Here is a 19,005-nt window from a genome sequence, read left to right as displayed (position 1 = left end):
CAGTAAAAAAGCCCGACCAGTGGTAATACTCCATCACCAGGGCCAGCGGATAACCTGCCAGCGCCGCTCCCATATAGGCAAACAGTCCGACAAAGCCCGTCGCAGCCCCGGCAGAATTTTTATGGGAGCACTCTGCCGCCGCCATGCCTATTAGCATTTGCGGACCAAAAACAAAGAACCCGATAGTAAAAAAGCAGCCAGCCTGAAGCACAAAACCAGTGATCGGCATCAGCCACAGTGCCGCCACCGACAGAAAGATTCCGATAGAGAAGATCAAGTTCATCGGTCCCCGGTTGCCACCAAAGAGCCTGTCAGACCCCCAGCCGGCGACAAGAGAGCCGACAAACCCACCCACCTCAAACAACGACAACGTTGTGTTGGCAGTGATCAGGCTGTAACCGTGCTGCTCGGTCAGATATAAATTACCCCAGTCATTAACAGCTGTGCGCACGATATACACCAGCACATAACTAAACGCCAGCAGCCAGATATACTTGTTGCTCAACACGTACTTATTCAGGATATCACTGTGGCTCAGTCCCCTGCCCTCGTTTTCCTGGGCCAGCTCCAAGCTGTCCTTGCGCCAGCGGCCAACCGTCGGCAGCCCGAGAGTCATGGGCTTATCCCTTAGCCGCCAGCAGAGTACCAGGCCAATCACAACAGCAATCAAGCCGGGAACAATGAATCCGTAGCGCCAGCTATAATGCAGGGTCAGGAAACCCACCAAAAGCGGGATCAAGGCGCCACCAACATTGTGGGCAGTACTCCACAGTGACCACCATAACCCACGCTCCGAACGTGAATACCAGGTCGTCATCAGCTTGGAGCACGGTGGCCACCCCCAGCCCTGGAACCAGGCGTTCAGTACCCACAGGCTTGTCATAACCAGCAATGAGCTCGAAAAGCCAAACAGAATATTGATCACACCTGTTGCAATCAGACCGATCCCCATGAAATAACGCGGGTTAGAGCGGTCAGAAATGATCCCGGAGAGAAACTTCGAACAGCCGTAGGTGATATAGAACAACGTTCCGATCATACCAATATCGGCTTTATCAATGCCCAGATCAGCGATCATTGCCGGCAAGGCATAGTTAAAACTCTTGCGCGTGAAATAAAACACGGCATAGCCGATATACATGGTAAACATTATGTGGAAGCGCCAATGACGGTACATCTCGTCGACCTGTTTGGGGTCGGTAACCGTTGGCGCAGATTGCGGTGATTTTAGATAACCCAGCATCATTCTTTACTTATTCATTCAACCCAAGGACGTTACAACAGAAGCAGAATTACAACACAGGCAGAGTCACCCTAAGCTCAGTGCCCTGTGCTTCTCCCGTTGTCTGGCTGTGCAGTGTGAAGGTTCCTCCGAGAGCCTGAACCCGCTCGCGCATCCCGCGCAGGCCAAATCCATTGAGTGTCAGCTCCGGCTTAAAGCCGATACCATTATCCCTGACAATCAGCTCAACCTCTTCCCTGATGTCGATACGGATGCTCACTTCGGAGGCCCTGGCGTATTTCACGATATTATTGAGCGCTTCCTGGCAAATCCGGTACACAGTCACACTCATGGTGTCACTAAGTGCAGCCAAATCCTGACCGTTATGGTGCCAATCTATAAGGGTATCGATGCCATGGCTTTCGCACTCGAGTTCTCGGACCAACTGTTGCACGGCATCTTCAAGGCCGAGATCATCCAGCGACTTCGGTCTCAGCTGGGTCAGCAGTCCCTTGGTGGTATCGTAAATATTCAGTGACAGCGACTCTATCGTAGTTGCACAAGTCTTCCCCATCGGCGTATTTTCAACACGCTGGATAATCGAGGCCTGGGTACGAATCGCCGTGATGTTTTGCCCTATTTCGTCATGAAGCTCGCGGGCAACTTCGCGTCGGACCGATTCTTCTGCCTTTACCAGCTGACGGGACAGGCTGTGGTTACGAACCAGTTCATGGCGGAGCTGCTGGTTCAGCTCACGCTGGCGCTGGATCCCCATCCCCAGCAGAATTCCCGTCAGGCTCTGAGCCGATAACGACAACAAGAGATCGGTGATCTCAAGATTGCTGCCTCCGGTTCTGGCCGCAATCAATGCCACACTGTTTAGCAAGGTGCCTAGCAAAGCGCCCTGCCAACCATACCGAAACGCCAAAAGAATAATCGGGATTGCCAGGCAGAACGGCGCAAACCGGCGCATCTCATCAGGCAGGCCAAGCTGAATCGCAATACTAACCATAAACAACGAGGCATAAAGCACCACATGCCGGCTTCGCAGCTCAACAGGGCGAGACACCAGACCGACAGTCAGCGGGATCCACGCTTTCTGAAACAAATAGCTCCAAATCAAATAGCAACTGGGCACCAGCATCAACCCGCCGGTAATGCTGACCAGCAGTACCATCAGGCTATGATTGCTTTGTGAGGCGACTGCCAGCGTATTTATCAGCGCCGTCAGACCGATCACAGCCCCCATGACGCATAACCTGCGCCACTGAGTGCCGTAATAATATTGATGGGCCAGCCACAGGACCGGCAGACTGAGTAAACTCGCGGCAATAACCGACACCCACTGTGGCTGTTCGAGCATCACAGCCAAAGAGACAATCAGCCACCACTCCGCCCCGTATATAGCCGGCCAGTATTGTTTGGGAGCATGAAGAGATACCCCCAACCTCATCGCAAAGGGAAAGAATAAGACGGCCAGCTCGGGATCGAGCGTGAAGTAAAAGCCAATGATCCACAGACAGAACCAGCTGCAGGATATCAGCAGCCAGCTACACAGAGAGGTAATAGCAAAATTCCGCATCAAAGCGCCTCAGAAGCGAAGCACTTTGCCAGCTCGACATTGTTCTTGACGTTCAGCTTGTCCATCGCATTGGCGCGGTGGACATGAACCGTCTTATGGCTAAGCCCCAGTTTGGCAGCCACTGTCTTTACATCCAGCCCTAATGCCAGCATCTCGCCGATCTGACGCTCCCGCTTGGTCAGTTGGGTCAGCTGCTTTCCGCCACGATCGGGAGAAGCCAGTTTCAGTGCAATGTCAGGCGTCAGATAACAACCACCGGTTGCCGCCGTGCGTACCGCCTGAATTAATTCATCCGGGCTACAACGCTTGCTCAAATAGCCCCTGGCCCCTGCTTCCAGTGCTTTTTCGACAATCGCTACCGAGTCGTGGACACTTAGCATGATGCAGGCGATTCCTTCTGGCAAATCGGCCAGCAGAGACAAGCCGCTCTCATCCGGCATCGAAATATCCAGAATACAAACCGTTGCCTGGCTGCCCGGAATGCCCAGCCTTGCTTCCTGCGCAGAGCCAAATTCCCGGACAACCTCTATATCGGTTTCCAACGACAGCAATTGGGCAAACCCAGAACGCACAATAATGTGATCATCTACCAGTACGACTTTGATCATCTAGCACCACCCGGCCAAAGCAAAAAGAGGCATAACCTACATCCATCCGCCCTGACAGGCAAGAGCGAAAAATGAAATCCCAGCATTCATTACATCCCTTATCACAAGAAGCAGTCAGACCCACTTCCCATATATTCATAAAGGCATAAAAAAACCACCCCGAAGGGTGGTTTATTGAGTCAGAACAACTTAGGCAAGTTCTACTTCAGTCTCTTGTAGCAAGCGCTTCTCGCGACGGATTTTCTTCTCTTCCGCGATAGCAACAAAGAGCAACAAACCGATACACACTGCGGCTGAGGTATCCAGAGCCGCAAAGGTACCCTGCCAACCTGTCAAACCGAAGATAGGCGTACCATCAGCAATCATACCCAGACCAAGCTTGGCAAAACTGTCACCAATCAAGTAGGCAAACGTACCTTTGATACCATCGGCAACACTGATCGCTTTCTTCGGAACAAAGCCAACTGCAGCAACACCGATAAGCAGCTGAGGACCGAAAACCAGAAAGCCAAGTACAAACAGAGAACCCAGGTACATGTACTCAGTCGTCGCTGTTTGATAGAACTCAAGAGCGAAGATGATTAGCGCCAGAGAAACACATGCGACAAGGGCACGACGACCATTGGCCAAATCAGACAGGTAACCCCACATCAAGGTACCGACCAGAGCACCAACCTCGAACATAGTAAAGCCCTGGATAGCCGTTTCCTTCGAGAAACCAAGCTCCTGATAGGCGTAAACTGTCGACCACTGGTCAATACCGATACGTACGATGTACAGGAAGATATTGGCAAAGCACAGCAACCAGATGATCTTGTTCTTCAGCACGTATTCCATGAAGATTTCGCGCTTAGTCATCTGGTTTTCTTCGGCGTTGACATCTTCTTCGCTGACTTCTTCACCGAACAGTTCCTCGGCCTTACCCAAGCCGTAAGCTTCCGGTGAATCACTACCGTAACGCAGACCAATAAAGCCCACTACCAAGGCGATGATCGACGGGAATACAAACATACCGATCACGTGACCATCAAATAGGTAGTTCGCACCGAACAAGGCAACACCTGCTGCACCGGCACCACCGACATTGTGTGACATGTTCCAGAAGCCCAGGTAGGTACCCCGCTTATTACGCGGTGTCCACTTGGTAATGGTGGAATAACTTGACGGACCGCCGGTACTCTGGAAGAAGCCGCTCAGACCATAGAAGGCAATCATCAGGAACAAGCTAACACCTGAACCGCCCATGCTCACACTGAAACCCAGCATCGCGATACCAGACAGGATCAGCATGAACGGCAGAAACTGCTTGGTATTTTTACCGTCGGCGTAATAAGAAACGGCGGTTTTACCAATACCGTAGGTGATAGAGAAGCCCAAACCAATCATACCTAGCTCTGTCATCGACAGGCCGTAGGTTGAGATCATGTCGTTTTGAGCAACATTGAAGTTTTTGCGGATCAGATACATGGTCAAGTAGCCAATAAACACAACCAGGTACGATTGCATGAATGGCTTAAACCACATCTTGCGGCGCTCTTCTACAGGCAGATCCAGCGTCGGCTTTCTGACCTGCTCCAACAATTTAAACATGTGAAACCCTCAATCTTCTAATACAAAGCCTACTTACTGAATACCTGACATGTTATGTTTATCACCGAACTATCAGAGCGGCATTCAGTAAGCAGACTCCTGGAAATCATCGGGAGCAAAAGAAATAGTTATGCCCATACCGAAACCTCGGCAACCCGCCAAACAAGGCTGTTGGAGGCAAGGCATAAGAATGTTCAACCCGATTGAGTGAAGATTTTAAAGACGGCCAGGTTTGCTGGCTTGAGAAGCCGGCCTAAAACAATTAGGAAAGATTCCTAGTTTTTAAATCTTGGCCGAAAAAGCGTGAAAGTAGTCACATTAAAAATATGGGGATGAAAGAAGAGAACTATAATGTGTGCGAATCAATAAACAGAAAAGCGAGAGCTGAACACCCTCGCTTTTACCTTTCCCTGGAATTAATGCCTGCTAGTACAGCGGCATTTCGTCTGCCACAAACGGATTTGACACGCGCTCTTTGCCAAATGTCGACATCGGGCCATGACCCGGAACAAAGGAAACATCATTGCCAAGCGGCCACAGCTTGCTCTTGATAGAATTAATCAGGGTCTGAAAATCGCCTTTCGGAAAATCGGTACGACCGATCCCGCCATTGAACAATACGTCTCCAACAAAAGCGACACTGGCTTCGGCGCTGTAGAGCACAATATGACCCGGCGTATGCCCCGGGGTGTGATACACACTTAATGACTGGTTGCCGACAGTGACCACATCACCTTCTTCCAGCCACTGATCCGGATCGAAAGCTTCTGTCAGCGGGAAACCAAACATCTCGCTCTGACGAGGCAGCCCCTGCAGCCAGAATGCATCCTCTTTATGCGGGCCAATTACAGGTACACCTAGCTCAGCCGCTAGCGGCGCGGTACCGCCGACATGGTCAAGATGGCCATGAGTCAAGATCAGCTTGGTGACTGTCAGCCCCAGTTGCTGAACCTTGTTTTTTAGCAAATGAATATCACCACCGGGATCGACCAAGGCAGCTTCATTGGTTTCATCACACCAAATCACCGAACAGTTTTGCTGAAACGGGGTAACTGGAACAATTTCAAACTGGAGACTCATAGCCCTTTCCTAACTCGCAATAATCTGGGGGCAGGATAACACGCCACAGGCAATAACAACAAAATCGCAGATACAACAAAGCCGGAATCTATCAAGAGAGGGAGATAGAAACCGGCTTTGGAATTATTCGACAAATATTGCACTCAACTCGGTTGGCAGTTCGACCTTTATCACTTACCAACGGCGAACCGGGCCTGTATCAATATGGACAAAACCACTCTTCGGGTAATAACCTACGCCACCGAGGCGTAACTCGAGGGCAGCATTACGCACCTTGGACAAGGGCACCCCTTCAAGATTGAAGTCAATGGCTTCGCCTTTCATATGGTAGCTCTTTTTCGCTACCCCGCCATTTTTCTGTAATGCTTTGTTGGTCTCAGGAGAGCGATAACCGGAGATAATCCGCACCTGGCCCTTGTGCCCTAAACCCGCCTGTATTTCGGCGATTGCATCAAACAGACGGCGATCCATATTTGCCACTTCATTACGGCGGAAATCACGGCAAATATGGTTAATGCGCTTCAGTTCTTGCTTGATATAACTTTGACCATCAAAGTACTGGGTTTCCAGATCTTCTTTAGTATGAATATTACACAGCGAAATCTTTCTCGCACTCGTTGCTTTGTACGGGCTAGCCAATGCCACTCCTGGCAATAAACATGCGCCAACCGCCAGTCCCCCAGCAACCAATAACTGGCGGCGCTTGTAATCAATCTCAGACATCCTAAACTAAACCACTTTCTTGCTAATGTCGGGCCAAAGCCATGAATCGAAAAGCAAGATACCGTTCAGTTTTTGTTCAGTCAAACGTGTTAAACGCAATAAAACGCTTAATTATTGTACCGACATCGGCTAATGACTGACTTATAAGAAAATTATTCGTGGTAAATAATTGTAAATTTTTCTTCTTTTTGAGACATCTCACTCATTTGATCATAGCTATAGACATCATCACGAAAATTCACCAAACCCTGATTGTCTACCCAGGCTGTCTGATAAATCAGATGCACCTTAACCCGGTTGTTGAGTCCGACAGTTTTGGTTTTCGTCCTTGCCTTGAGCTCATTGACACGCTGCTCGGTGACGCCCGAGTAAGTCAGCAAAATCATCGCCAGGTCATCGGCATGCTCGACCCTGACACAGCCTGAACTGAATGCCCGCTCGTCTTTGTTGAACAGACTTTTGGCCGGTGTATCATGGAGATAGATCGAGTTATCGTTCGGAATATTGAACTTAAAGCGACCAAGGGCATTTTTCTTGCCCGGTTTTTGCCGTAGCCGATACGGGAACGCTTTTGCATTCACAATTCGCCAGTCGATGGTATGGATCGGGATCTGCTCTGAACTTGTCCAGCTGCGGATGACCCTGAAATCATTCCGGTACAGGTAACCTCGGTCATACCTGGCCTTGGGCAGAATATCTTTACGCATGATAGAAATCGGCACATTCCAGTACGGGTTGAAGACAACCGATGCTACCGTCGAGGTCATCAAAGGGGTACGGCGACTGGGCCTGCCGACGATCACCTTGCTATCCAGCACATGTTTGTTATCCAGCCACAGCGTCAGCTCATAGTCAGGAATATTAACAACAAGCATGGAGGGCTGATCGGCCGGCCATAGATGCAGGCGCTGCGCATTAAGTGCCAGGATCCGAATACGTTCTTTTGCCGGCATCGCCAGCCAGTAACGGGTTTTGGGGCCAATGGTGCCATCAACCTTGAGGCCATGTCGCTGCTGGAAGCTTTTGATGGCATTGGCCAAGTCGATGTTATAGGTTCGAACCTTCGCCTCACGCAGTTGCTCCGCCTCGTAATCTTGCAAATCACCGAGATTTTCGAGCAACGTGATCAAGCCATCAGGATTCTTAAGCCGGGTGCCAAGGCGAATAATCCCCTGCTGATAAAACCCGGGCCAGCGCTGGGTGGCGGCCTGCTCCAACTCCTTTATCGCCAGTTCGATTTGCGTATAACGATCATCAGCCGGTTTTAGCCCGGCGACAAAGAATCGCAGCCTGTCAACTTCAATGGCACTGAGCAGGCGTTCTAACCCTACCGAAGAGGGAGCTGGCAATCGCGATTCGACCCCGGCACCGAACAACCATCCGCGACCGAATTCAGGCAGGCTTTCGATATAGCTCATATAAGCCAGTAGCGAATCGGTTGCCAGTAAGTCGTACTGGCGCCAGTCGTTAGAATTTTTGAAGTGTTGCAACAACGAGTAACGGCGCGTGTAGTCAGCACTAACGCCGGACTGGGCCAAGAGCCTAAGCTGCTCTTCAAACTCATTGGCAGTAAAGGTGTCTTGCCAAAGCGGCGTATAGCCGATGGCATGGTATAACTGGGCAAGCTTATCAATGTAGCGAATAGCAGAAACATCATTTGCAATTTCGAGTACCCACTGTTTCGCCTTTTGCTGTTGCAAGACATCTTCAGCGGGTTGCTGTAGCGAAGCGCCTACAGCCAAGTGGGATGATGGCGGTAGGCTTTCCGCCGACACCGTCTGTGTACAAGTGACCATCAGAACAAGCCCGATACAGCTAAGCTTTGACATTGCCATGAGAGATCCCCGTCAACAACATTTTAAGTATGGCAAACTCGCAAAATAACGGATTTAAATTTAGCTTCGGGGAACTCGCGGCAATGTTTCAATTCTTAAACTCAATCCATTTCGTCAGAAAAGATACAGGCAGCAGAAAAGTCCGCCAGTACCCTATCCTTTTGAGTTAACTCAACAACACAGGTACTGGCAGACTCTATTGGAGATAGCCAAATTATTTTTACAAAAGACTGGAAAAAGGCATTAACTTGGCAAGACGTTCCAATGGTTATCCCACATAACCGGGCTTTGATAGGCACGAACTTGCTTGGGCGGGGTGATTGTCAGCACTTTTCCTGCCCCTGAGCCGACCAACCAGTCACCGTCAATCACACCGACCCCGGAGGCATCAATCAGGGGCCGGATCTCAACCAGCTCCATGCTTGCCTCATGCCAGATACCGTAGCAGTTACCCCTGGGAGAAGTCGCCAACAAATAGCCATCAACACTGGCAATACTGGCCACATAGTGGTTGAATCTCAACCAATGTTCATCGTCAGCCTTAAGATGTCGCAACGGCTGGCCACGACGATGCAGCGCCACCAGTGGCGCAGCCTGTTCGGGCTCGCCGCGGTATTGCTGCCCGCAGGCGATTTCACCGGTATCCGTGACACTCAGGTGACGGATACTGAGCCGTTTATCCTCCAGCTCAACGCGTTCCAGCACGTCACCGGTTCGAACATCAAGATACACCAGCGCCGGCTGCATTGAATCCAGATTGAGTGGCTTTCTCCCCTGGGTGTGTACTCCGCCAACACCAATAGCCAGAGTATGCTCATCGGCTAACACGACTTCATGGGGACCGATACCAAATCCCGTAAACTCGGCAACCTTGGCCATCCCGGCCTTAACGTCATAGACCCCAATCACCCCTTCGCTGCTGGTCTTAACGCCTTCGGTCGCATAGAGATAATTGCCATCTGCCGAGAACACGCCATGACCATAATAATGGCGCTGGGGATCGGCGCCCCTGATCGGCCACTCTTGCCCGCTCTGACAATCGAATACTTGCAAGTACTGCCCCGGACGACGACTAAACGCCGCCGCCAAGGTACCGTTAGGCTGTATAGCAATGCCGTGTCCACGACCCGGTAGCGCGAATTGATATATCGGCTGACCATCCTGACTGGCAACAACCACACTGTAACCACCAGCAGGAGTACGGCTACATCCGATAAGCTTCGGTGTCAGACGCTGTGCTGTCACACCCGTCGAGCAGGCCGACAGCAAGCCAACTGCCGGGACGACTGCCATCGCCCCCAACGCCGTCCATAGCAGTTTCCTGCGAGTAAAATCAGTCACCATCGGTTGCATTGAACCCCACCACAATACCCAACTCTGTTGCTACATCATCCTGCAGCGCGATCTGAATATATTCCAGCCCGTTGTAAATATTCAGCAACTCACGATAGCCTTCTTTGGTCTTCAACATCGGCACCATGGCGTTCGTCGTCGGCCAGCTTTCCAGCAGGGACGCAAAGCGATTGCTGATCTGATCGGCCGTTACGCCATACCCACGCTGACGTAATAACGCATCAAGCCCCTTGCCATCAGCCAGATAAAGTTGCTGCATCGCTTCCACATTGACCTTGAGGTTGCCAAGCGAGGTCTGCGAACGCCAAGACTCGGTCTGATAGGTCTTGGGCGACCCCGGCTTTCCTAGCGGACGGGTCAGTTTCTTCATACTGTAATCGAGCTGGTTGTTCAGTGCGCCCAAATACTCACCAAGAGCCATCTGCGGCGTTAGTTGCTGCCACGGATTTGCCTTCCACGCTTTCGTCAGTTGCTCACCACTTTGCTGCAGACGATCCCCGACAGCTTCCGCCAGCTGACATCCCTTGCCGCTTTGCAGTAATGTCGGCTTTTCATACAAGAACCACTCGACGGCCCCCAGCCCCTGTACCGCAACGCTCTGCTCGGCAATATCGGCTGCCGTCCATGCGGTATCCTGCTTCAGTAGCTGGTTAAGCTTGCGTCCGGTTGTATTCTTCTTGTCAGGCCAGAACTGGATTTGCCAGCTTAACGCCAGCGCCTCTTCACTGCCTTTCTCTCGCCCCTGCAATGCCATCCACTTGTGCATCACCTGCTGCCAGGATTGACGGGCTGCCTCTAGCTGATTTTCATCATAAGACTGACATAAGGCGGTGAGCTCACTATTGGCCTGACGAGAGGCATCTGCAAACAGCTCCGCCGCCTGCAGGTGCTGCTGATGAATCGTACCGGTCATGCTTTGCTGCTGATCATTACACCCGGTAACAGCCATTGCGATTGCAACCGCTGATAACGATGTTACTGATAGTTTCATGTCCGCTTCCTTTTACAATGACTGCAGAAATGCAGTCAGGGCATCTCGGTCCGCTTTCGACAACATCAGTACCTTGTCACGACTTTGCTGGGCCTCACCGCCATGCCACAGCACAGCTTCCATCAAGGTTCTCGCCCTGCCATCATGCAGGAAGTTAGTATGACCGTTAACTTCCTCGGTATAACCAATTCCCCACAACGGGGCAGTTCGCCACTCACGGCCATTGGCCAAGAATTCACCGCGGTTATCGGCCAGCCCCTCGCCCATATCGTGCAAGAGCAAATCGGTGTACGGATTAATTAACTGCTCGGACAGTGCCGGCAGCTCGGCATTTTTAGCGGTAGTAATCTGGCTACGGTGGCAACTATCGCACCCAACTTCTGCGAAAATGGCTTCGCCTTTCATCACCTGCGGATCAGTAACGTTTCGGCGTGAAGGGACAGCCAGGTGCTGCGAGTAAAACTCGACAAAATCCAGCACATTATCACTGACTTCTGGTTTACCGCCATCTGGCAACTCGTTACATATCGACTGCTGAGAAGTACAGTTCTCGTTCGGGAACAAGTTACTTGTCAACCCAACATCACCGTTGAATGCAGCAGCATTTTGCTGCATCAGCGTCGGTTGACCAGCTTTCCAGCCAAAACGACCGGTTACCAGTTGCTGTTTCTCAACATCCCAGACTTTATTTAACTTGCCGGACACACCCTGAGCCGCATTTTCCTGCTCCCTCGCGATTGCCACCAAAGTCGCCTCCGGGATCTGCTCGAGCAGGCCAAGCCCGATCATAGGAGGGGCAATACGGGCCGACATCAATACATCGTCATGAAGCGGGCCGTAGTTCAGATCTGTAATTGCCAGTTCAGGCTTACGCAGGGTAACCACTTCACCATCAGCGAAGGTCACTGGCACATCGCTATAAGTAAGTTTGATCTGCCCTTCTGGCTTGGCCCCAGAAATGGAGAAATCCTGAAGCTGACCGCCATAGGTTGGTTCCGGAATTACACCATCGGTGATCACGGCTTTCTTTTGCTCAGCGGTCATTGCAGGGATACTGAGACGAACCAGCATAGAAACCGCATTGCTGTCGCCAGGCTCAGGCGGATGACCACGACCGTCCTTTATATGGCAGTTCTGGCAACCATTGGTATTGAACAATGGCCCTAAGCCATCGCGGGCATCGGTCGTAGCCGGAGCCTGAACCCATGGATTACGGAAGAAACTGTTACCAACGCTGAAATCAAGGCGCTTTGACAAAGGCAGGTTACCAGCAGGCAACGAAAATGCGTTCGGCCCCGATTTTTTGACTGTGGTATCCCCTCCTGATTTCAAAGCTTTAATCACACTTGGATCAGGTTTTTCTGGCGAAGAGCCTGCGTTGGAATCTTGGGCATTAACGACAGTAGAAATTGCAGACAAAGAAAGAAAGGCTGCAGCAAAGTACAACTTCATAGCTCACACACTCATTTTTATATGACGACAAAAGGGCTCAGCCGAGCCCCTTTTCACTTAATTGTGGTTATCAGGTGTTTCTGATAATTAGAACTGGTGATCAGCCGTATCGGGATTTAAGTTGCTAACACCGATAATAGAGGCTGCACGCTCAATTTCTGCCGTCTGTTTAACCAGCGCCATGATAGATTTTCCGACCAGGGCATTACCGGCCTTGTTGCCAGATGCAATCAGCTGATCAAAATGTTGATTTTGCTTTTCTGCAGACTGAACCAGGGTATAAACCTGGCTACGGGCACGGTCAAACTCAGCCTGGATCTCTTTCGCAGCCTGCTTGTCTTTCTTCTCGACAAGATCATGAATGCTTGGACCAGAGACCAGCGTACCGTTCACACGCATATAGGTACCGGTATATACGTTGTAAATACCTTGTTCGTTATAGTAGTGGGAGTAGTGAGTGTTGTCAGAGAAACAATCGTGCTCGTCTTCGGTAGAGTTCGCCTCTAACGCAACCTTCATTCGCTCACCGGCAAGCTCACCCAAAGAAAGAGAGCCCATGCCGAATAGCATTTTACGTAAACCGTTGTCTGCCGAATCAGCCAGTAGTTCGGTACGGTAGTTAGACGCGACGTCAGCAGACCACTGCTGTTCCATCCAGCTTAAATCGGCCTGCAGCAGCTCAGAAGCCGCCTTCAGGTAATCACGACGACGTTCACAGCCTCCATTGGTACACGCTTCACCGTAGGCGAAGTCAGTGTACTGACGCTCACCGGCACCGTTGCCAGTGCCATTTAGATCCTGCCCCCAAAGTAGGAACTCGATAGCGTGATAGCCGGTCGCAACGTTCGCCTCAGAGCCACCTAGCTCATTTAGCTCAGCCAGCAGTTCAGGTGTAATTTTTTTCACATCAATTTTGGCATTGCCGATCTGTAGCGACTCATTGCCGATGATGTTAGCCTGCGCACCTTCATTGCCCAGCTCATACTGATAATCATCAGCAACATAATCGATCAGACCCTCATCAAGCGGCCAGGCATTAAGTTGTCCTTCCCAATCATCGACAATCGCATTACCGAAACGGAATACTTCAGACTGTTGGTACGGTACACGTGCCGCTCTCCAAGCTTCACGCGCTTTGGCAAGGTTAGCTTCTGATGGGTTGGCGATAAGTGCGTCAAGTGCTTTGTCCAGCGCCTGAGCGGTGATCAGAGAATCGCTGAATACGCTGTGAGCCAGATCTGCGTAATGCTCAACAACCTCTGCTTTAGTTGGTGCCGCCTGCGCGAAAACTGGAAGTGTCAGTAATGACGCCGCAATAAGGTTGCGAGTGAACTTATTATTCATTGTGAGTTACGTCCTTTATATGAGCTGCTTTACCGTAGTCACTAATACGTATGTTAGTGATAATCATTTTTATTCACGCATGATAACCATGATTTTTACATTTTGGAATAACTAATCACTCTGTGAATTAAAAAAACAACCATACCGCTCATTTAAATAACCAAAAGACGCTATCCTGTTTAAATTCCACGCACTTTGCTAACATAGTTAAAATTTTGATTGTTCTTCAATTGACACAAAACACTATCAATCGTAGCTCCCTTAGGCGCCCTTTCATTGAGTTAATACTCTTTGGCGACGATAATGAGATTGAAGAACCACGGTTTTGTCGTGTTTACAGCAACTAAGTCTTTCATGTTTATCAATATTGATGTACCTTCGCGACACTAATTTGGGAGAGTTAAATGGACAAGCACGAAGAAGTCCTCATTGCCCTTCGACAAATCATTCGAGCTATCGATTTACACTCGAGAAAACTCAATAAAGTCGCAGGACTCACGGGGCCTCAATTAGTTTTGATGCGAGCGATTCGTGACTCAGGTGAAGTCACCATTCGCCAGCTATCAAACAACACAAACATGAGCCAGGCGACGGCAACAACGATTCTTGACCGTCTGGAAAAACGTGAGCTGGTCGTTCGTGAACGAAGCAAGCTAGATAAGCGAAAAGTACATGCTTACCTGACAGAAACCGGCAAAGAAGTGCTTGCCAAAGCACCGCTTCCGCTTCAGGAAAACTTTGTTTCCCGCTTTCAGGAGCTTGAAGAGTGGGAGCAGTCGCTGCTGTTATCATCCGTACAACGGATCTCTTCCATGATGAACGCAGAACACCTTGATGTTGCTGCGGTACTGGAAGTCGGTAGTATCACCAAGCAAGAAGAAATCGCCCCCTAATGCCAAATAGCCGGCTTACCGGCTATTTGCTCCAAACTCTTTGCCCATCCTGTCGGCCCCTTAGTCAATCACTACCTTAATCATGGAGTACAGCTATGTTACTCGAAGGCATAGAAACCCTGCTGGTACTGGCTAAAGAAGGGACCATGAGCAAAGCCGGCAGCTATCTGTATATCAGTCAGAGTGCGGTCAGCAAGCGTATCGCAAGGCTTGAGAAAAAGTTGGGAAAGAAGCTGATAGAACCTTCCGGACGCCGGATAAAGCTGACCGCGGACGCCATCGCCCTAATTGACAATATCGGCCCCAGCTATAAAGAAATCAAAGGGCTGATCTTTGATCAGCAGAGCTTCCAGGACCACACCATCATCACACTCGAGTGCTCGGAAACCCTGGTCGCTGGTTACCTTGGTGAAATGATGGGCAACTATATTAAAACCGACCCCTACATTTCCATTGCGACCCACCATACCCCGGTCATTGTCGAAAAAGTGCAGTCGGGAGAGGCGACCATCGGCTTTTGCGCCGGTCACCTGCCGCCGCAGCACGGACTGACTACCCGCCATCTCTTCGATGAACACTTTGCGGTGATCAGCCACCAGCCCCTGCAACAAACACCACAAGCCCTGCTGGTCAATGACTTCCAAAATCCGGCCAACGCCAATCAGGCCAGCCTGCTTCAAAAAGTCGGTATTGTTCCGTTGATGGAGATGGACTCCTACACGGCCGCAGCCCAGCTGGCACTGGGAGGAGTCGCCCCAGCGCTCGTGCCGGCCTCTATCGTCAAAACGCTAAAGATAGATCCGGCATTTTGTCATCATTTTGATTTTCTTGATGAGCTCACCCGTCCGGTACACCTTTGCTACCGGCAAAGCAGCTATCAGTCAGCGCGGATCCGTACGCTTATTGAAACCATTGTGGATGTTGTTCCAGCAAAAGCTTAATCGCCATCACCATTGAAATAATCACCACCATCGGACGAATAAGCTTTCTACCTTTGGTCACGACAACCTTGGCACCAATACGGGCTCCCAAAAAGCCACCTACTGCCATCACCAGGCCAATTTCCCAAACCGGCAACCCGGCAAAAATAAAGAACAACAGCGCAGCAAAATTAGAGGTGAAGTTAAGCACTTTTGTTCTGGCCGTTGCTTCAACAAGCCCCAACTGGGCGATGACAACAAAGCCGACGGTGAACAACGACCCGGCTCCCGGACCAAAAAAGCCATCATAAAACCCGACACCGGCACCGATAGTCAAGGCAAACGCATTGTCCGATAGCTTAGGTGCACCGCCTCCTTTGCCAGCCTGAGGTGCCAGCAAAAAATAGAGCGAGATACACACCAGCAAGACAGGGATCAGGCTTGTCAGTACGCCGGCCTCAATGCGCTGGACAAGTTCAGCCCCGATTGCCGAACCGACAAAGGTACAGCCAATCGCGTTTCGCATCTGGCTCAAGTTCACCAAGCCATTTCGCACAAAATACAATGAGGCTGAAAAGCTCCCGAATGCCCCCTGTAGCTTGTTTGTCGCCAGTGCCTGGGTCGGAGGCACACCTGCGGCCAGCAGTGCCGGAACGGTCAACAATCCACCGCCACCGGCAATTGCATCAATAAACCCGGCCAACCCTGCCACCAAAAACAACAAGGCAATAATATCGTACGAAAAATCCATTTAGCTATATCTCTTCAGCCATACATAATGAGCGTGAAAGTTATCATTGCGGCCAGACAAGGAATAGCGAAACATAGGACGACAACCTATTCCCAATAGGAATCAGTGCATACAAGGTGTAACTTGATGTATTACTGATTAATCAGGGTACGGAGTGTCTGCCAGACCTGTTCGCCTGCCGGGTGGAGACGGGCCTGATAGCGGTAAGCATAATAAGTGATGGGGAGCCTTAAGTGCGGCTCCCCGACCACCGCCACTTTGCCGCTTGCCAGCTCTTCCTGGATAGAGTAATCCGGCAACCAAGCCACACCCTGCCCCTGCAAGACCAGCACTTTCAGCAAATCAGTCATTGACGACAGAAACACTGCCTTCAGGTTCACCTGATCACGTATGGCTTCTACCTGACGTCCCATATATGAACTCGGGCTGTAAGCCAACCAGGGAAGCTCCTTGTTATTACTGATCTGATAGAGTGGCTGACCATCGCTGTCGCATGCACAGACCGGTAACAATTCAGCCTGTCCAATCTGCAAAGACTGGTACGGCGGCAGCCTTAGCAGCTCATCGTCAAAAGCCAGCAGTATGTCACAGCCCCCTTCCTGCAGCTCTTCAATCGCCTGATCAACATCAATGGCCTCAACACTCAATAACGGACTATGCTTGCCGGCCAGCAACTTGGGTTGAATAGAAGGCACTAGGTTGGTTGCCAGCGAATGCGCTGCGGCAACGCGGACGATATTGCCGCCCAGCTTGGATAAATCCGACAATTGGCCAACGCCGTCCATCATTTGATTAATCAGGGTACGGGCCGTGATCCGGAACAGGCGGCCACTTGGGGTCAGGGCAACAGGTGTCTTACTTCTGTCAATCAGCTCAGCCCCGACAGTCTGCTCCAGGGCTTTGATTCGGCGACTAAAAGCGGGCTGGGTCACATTGCGGATCTGCGCGGCCTGCGAGAAGTTCCGAACATCAGCGAGAGCCAGAAAATCTTCCAGCCACTTACTTTCTATATTCATAACTATTTGCGTAGGGAAAAAATGCAGTATAGCGAAGCCCTATAATTAGACAGACACATTTCAACCACCAGCGATCACAGTTTTGACAATTACCCATACCGATCAGGCATGACAGCCCCAGCAACGGCATTTCTCATCAAAATAGCCTCGTCTTATAGTAAACACAGTTAAAAGTACTGCAGGAATGAGAGCATGAGCAGAAAATTAGGGATTCTTGGTGGCATGGGGCCATTGGCAACGGTTGAATTTATGCAAAAGATTATTTCTCGAACACCTGCTCACAATGATCAGCAGCATATTCCGATGCTTGTTAGTAATAACCCGCAGATCCCAGACCGCACCGCTTATCTGATCAGTAATGGTGAAGATCCCTTCCCGGTATTGAAACAGGGAATGGAGCAGCTGCAGCAAGCTGGCGCCGAGTGCATTGTTATGCCCTGCAATACGGCTCATTACTGGTATCCCCGCCTGACCCAACTTTGTAATGTCCACACTATCAGCATTATCGACAGTGTCGTGAATGAAGCCAAAGAACGCCAATACCGTCAAGTGGGTGTACTTGCCACAACCGCAACCATGATGACTCGGATGTACCAGTCCAAACTGGCCCAGCAGCAGATCAATGCGCTCGAAACATCTGAGTCTGAGCAGCAGGCTGTGATGGATGGCATTTATGCCGTCAAAGCCGGCGACGTCGAACTCGGCAAGCAACTAATGCTGCCCGTATTTGAGGCAATGCTGGAACGCGGTGCGGAAGCCGTCATCTTTGGCTGTACTGAAATTCCTGTTGCTCTGGCTGAGCAGACTCAGTCCCGCCCTGAATGCTGTCTGGATTCACTCGATATCTTGGCCGAGCAATGTATTCAATGGGCACAGGAAGACGCTCCAGAGCTCGTCGCCTAGGCACGCTGTTTCGCTTTAGTACACGACGGAACTGTTATACTTATTAATGCCACAACATAAAACCCGGCATTAGCTGAAGGCAGAGAATATGGCCAGTTTTGCCCGACATACGCTTAACGAGGCGAGAAGAATTCAGCCCTATGACTGGGATGAATTTGTCGAAAAGGCCATTGAAGCGATAGACGAGTTCTTTCGCCAACACTGGGACAATACGTAACTAAAGCAATCAAAGCTGAAGCAATCAAACAGGTGGAGTAGCAATACCCCGCCTGTTTGCCATTTTATAGATGCTGATTCCAGTTCATCGATTACGGCACATCTCAGCCGGAAATGATAACTGAACCATCACATAGCGCTTGAACACTTCCTCGTACCCCTGATCATCCAGAGCCTTTTGCATACAAAGCAACCAGGCTTCTTTTTCAGCCACACCTATCGCCAGATGGCGGTGAGCGCCGGGGATATTCATGCTGCCGTATTTTTCAGAATAGCGAGATGGACCTCCCATCCAGCCGACCAGAAATGTCGTCAGCTTTTCTCTTGATTCGGTCAAATCCTCGGCATGCATTGCCCGGATTATTTCGGCTTCTGGCAGAGTATCCATATACTCGTAAAATGCTTCGACCAGCTTTTTCACGCCCGCTTCGCCACCGGCGGCTTGCAGGGTACTGTCTCCAACACCGTATACAGGTGCCGTGGGTTTACTTACTGCGGAAATATCTTCTTGTTGAGGCTTCATGTT

General features: G+C 50.5%; 18 protein-coding genes. 4 read left to right on the top strand and 14 right to left on the bottom strand.

The window, feature by feature from the left end; genetic code table 11:
* The 11 genes from L4D19_RS09910 to L4D19_RS09860 form a co-directional block, all read right to left on the bottom strand.
* The coding region (locus L4D19_RS09910; protein WP_428452319.1) for an MFS transporter at positions 1-1,243 on the bottom strand (1,243 nt) is incomplete at its 3' end.
* A gap of 49 nt (positions 1,244-1,292) precedes the next feature.
* On the bottom strand, positions 1,293-2,804 hold the full coding sequence (gene uhpB, locus L4D19_RS09905; protein ID WP_428452318.1) for a signal transduction histidine-protein kinase/phosphatase UhpB: 1,512 nt from the start codon (positions 2,802-2,804) through the stop codon (positions 1,293-1,295).
* A complete protein-coding gene (gene uhpA / locus L4D19_RS09900; RefSeq protein WP_075766455.1) occupies positions 2,804-3,412 on the bottom strand; it encodes a response regulator transcription factor UhpA in 609 nt (202 codons plus the stop codon). The genes uhpB and uhpA overlap by 1 nt, the downstream gene beginning before the upstream one ends.
* A 189-nt stretch (positions 3,413-3,601) precedes the next feature.
* A complete protein-coding gene (uhpT, locus tag L4D19_RS09895; protein WP_428452317.1) occupies positions 3,602-5,002 on the bottom strand; it encodes a hexose-6-phosphate:phosphate antiporter UhpT in 1,401 nt (466 codons plus the stop codon).
* Positions 5,003-5,428: 426 nt separating this feature from the next.
* Positions 5,429-6,082 carry an MBL fold metallo-hydrolase gene (locus L4D19_RS09890; RefSeq protein ID WP_428452316.1) on the bottom strand — a complete coding sequence of 218 codons (654 nt, stop codon included), beginning with the start codon at positions 6,080-6,082 and terminating at the stop codon, positions 5,429-5,431.
* Positions 6,083-6,256: 174 nt separating this feature from the next.
* Positions 6,257-6,805, bottom strand: coding sequence for a peptidoglycan L,D-endopeptidase MepK (gene mepK, locus L4D19_RS09885; RefSeq protein WP_160648238.1), 549 nt, complete (start codon positions 6,803-6,805; stop codon positions 6,257-6,259).
* A gap of 152 nt (positions 6,806-6,957) precedes the next feature.
* On the bottom strand, positions 6,958-8,640 hold the full coding sequence (locus L4D19_RS09880; protein ID WP_428452315.1) for a L,D-transpeptidase family protein: 1,683 nt from the start codon (positions 8,638-8,640) through the stop codon (positions 6,958-6,960).
* Positions 8,641-8,883: 243 nt separating this feature from the next.
* Positions 8,884-9,993, bottom strand: coding sequence for a DUF1513 domain-containing protein (locus tag L4D19_RS09875; protein ID WP_428452314.1), 1,110 nt, complete (start codon positions 9,991-9,993; stop codon positions 8,884-8,886).
* Positions 9,974-10,984 (bottom strand): imelysin family protein, encoded by a 1,011-nt coding sequence (locus L4D19_RS09870; protein ID WP_428452313.1) that lies wholly within the window; start codon positions 10,982-10,984, stop codon positions 9,974-9,976. Before L4D19_RS09870 ends, L4D19_RS09875 begins: the two co-directional genes overlap by 20 nt.
* 12 nt (positions 10,985-10,996) lie before the next feature.
* A complete protein-coding gene (locus L4D19_RS09865) occupies positions 10,997-12,436 on the bottom strand; it encodes a di-heme oxidoreductase family protein (RefSeq protein ID WP_428452312.1) in 1,440 nt (479 codons plus the stop codon).
* An 87-nt stretch (positions 12,437-12,523) separates the two neighbouring features.
* Positions 12,524-13,780, bottom strand: a complete 1,257-nt coding sequence (locus L4D19_RS09860) for an imelysin family protein (RefSeq protein ID WP_428452311.1) — start codon at positions 13,778-13,780, stop codon at positions 12,524-12,526.
* Positions 13,781-14,184: 404 nt separating this feature from the next.
* Here L4D19_RS09860 and L4D19_RS09855 point away from each other — a divergent pair, with 404 nt between their 5' ends.
* Positions 14,185-14,673 carry a MarR family winged helix-turn-helix transcriptional regulator gene (locus L4D19_RS09855; RefSeq protein WP_075766463.1) on the top strand — a complete coding sequence of 163 codons (489 nt, stop codon included), beginning with the start codon at positions 14,185-14,187 and terminating at the stop codon, positions 14,671-14,673.
* Between the two features lie 95 nt (positions 14,674-14,768).
* Positions 14,769-15,614 carry a LysR family transcriptional regulator gene (locus tag L4D19_RS09850; protein ID WP_428452310.1) on the top strand — a complete coding sequence of 282 codons (846 nt, stop codon included), beginning with the start codon at positions 14,769-14,771 and terminating at the stop codon, positions 15,612-15,614.
* On the opposite strand, the gene L4D19_RS09845 is transcribed toward L4D19_RS09850, so the two are convergent.
* Positions 15,574-16,344: a TSUP family transporter gene (locus L4D19_RS09845; protein WP_428452309.1), complete on the bottom strand. Its 771-nt coding sequence runs from the start codon at positions 16,342-16,344 to the stop codon at positions 15,574-15,576. The two genes, L4D19_RS09850 and L4D19_RS09845, sit on opposite strands and share 41 nt — an antisense overlap.
* 131 nt (positions 16,345-16,475) lie before the next feature.
* Positions 16,476-17,360 carry a LysR substrate-binding domain-containing protein gene (locus L4D19_RS09840; RefSeq protein ID WP_075766466.1) on the bottom strand — a complete coding sequence of 295 codons (885 nt, stop codon included), beginning with the start codon at positions 17,358-17,360 and terminating at the stop codon, positions 16,476-16,478.
* Between the two features lie 192 nt (positions 17,361-17,552).
* Between L4D19_RS09840 and cuyB the strand changes: the two genes are divergently transcribed.
* Together cuyB and L4D19_RS09830 are read left to right on the top strand one after the other, a co-directional pair.
* Positions 17,553-18,263, top strand: a complete 711-nt coding sequence (gene cuyB / locus L4D19_RS09835) for a cysteate racemase (RefSeq protein ID WP_075766467.1) — start codon at positions 17,553-17,555, stop codon at positions 18,261-18,263.
* Between the two features lie 88 nt (positions 18,264-18,351).
* Positions 18,352-18,480: a hypothetical protein gene (locus L4D19_RS09830; RefSeq protein WP_275690343.1), complete on the top strand. Its 129-nt coding sequence runs from the start codon at positions 18,352-18,354 to the stop codon at positions 18,478-18,480.
* 84 nt (positions 18,481-18,564) lie between these two features.
* On the opposite strand, the gene L4D19_RS09825 is transcribed toward L4D19_RS09830, so the two are convergent.
* Positions 18,565-19,002 carry a group II truncated hemoglobin gene (locus L4D19_RS09825; protein WP_075766468.1) on the bottom strand — a complete coding sequence of 146 codons (438 nt, stop codon included), beginning with the start codon at positions 19,000-19,002 and terminating at the stop codon, positions 18,565-18,567.
* Positions 19,003-19,005 lie beyond the last annotated feature (3 nt).

The organism is Photobacterium kasasachensis (assembly GCF_050336885.1).
In the GTDB taxonomy this organism is placed as follows: Bacteria; Pseudomonadota; Gammaproteobacteria; order Enterobacterales; family Vibrionaceae; genus Photobacterium; species Photobacterium kasasachensis.
Note: the sequence above shows the minus strand (reverse complement) of the source record. Positions and strands in the feature narration are given on the sequence as shown.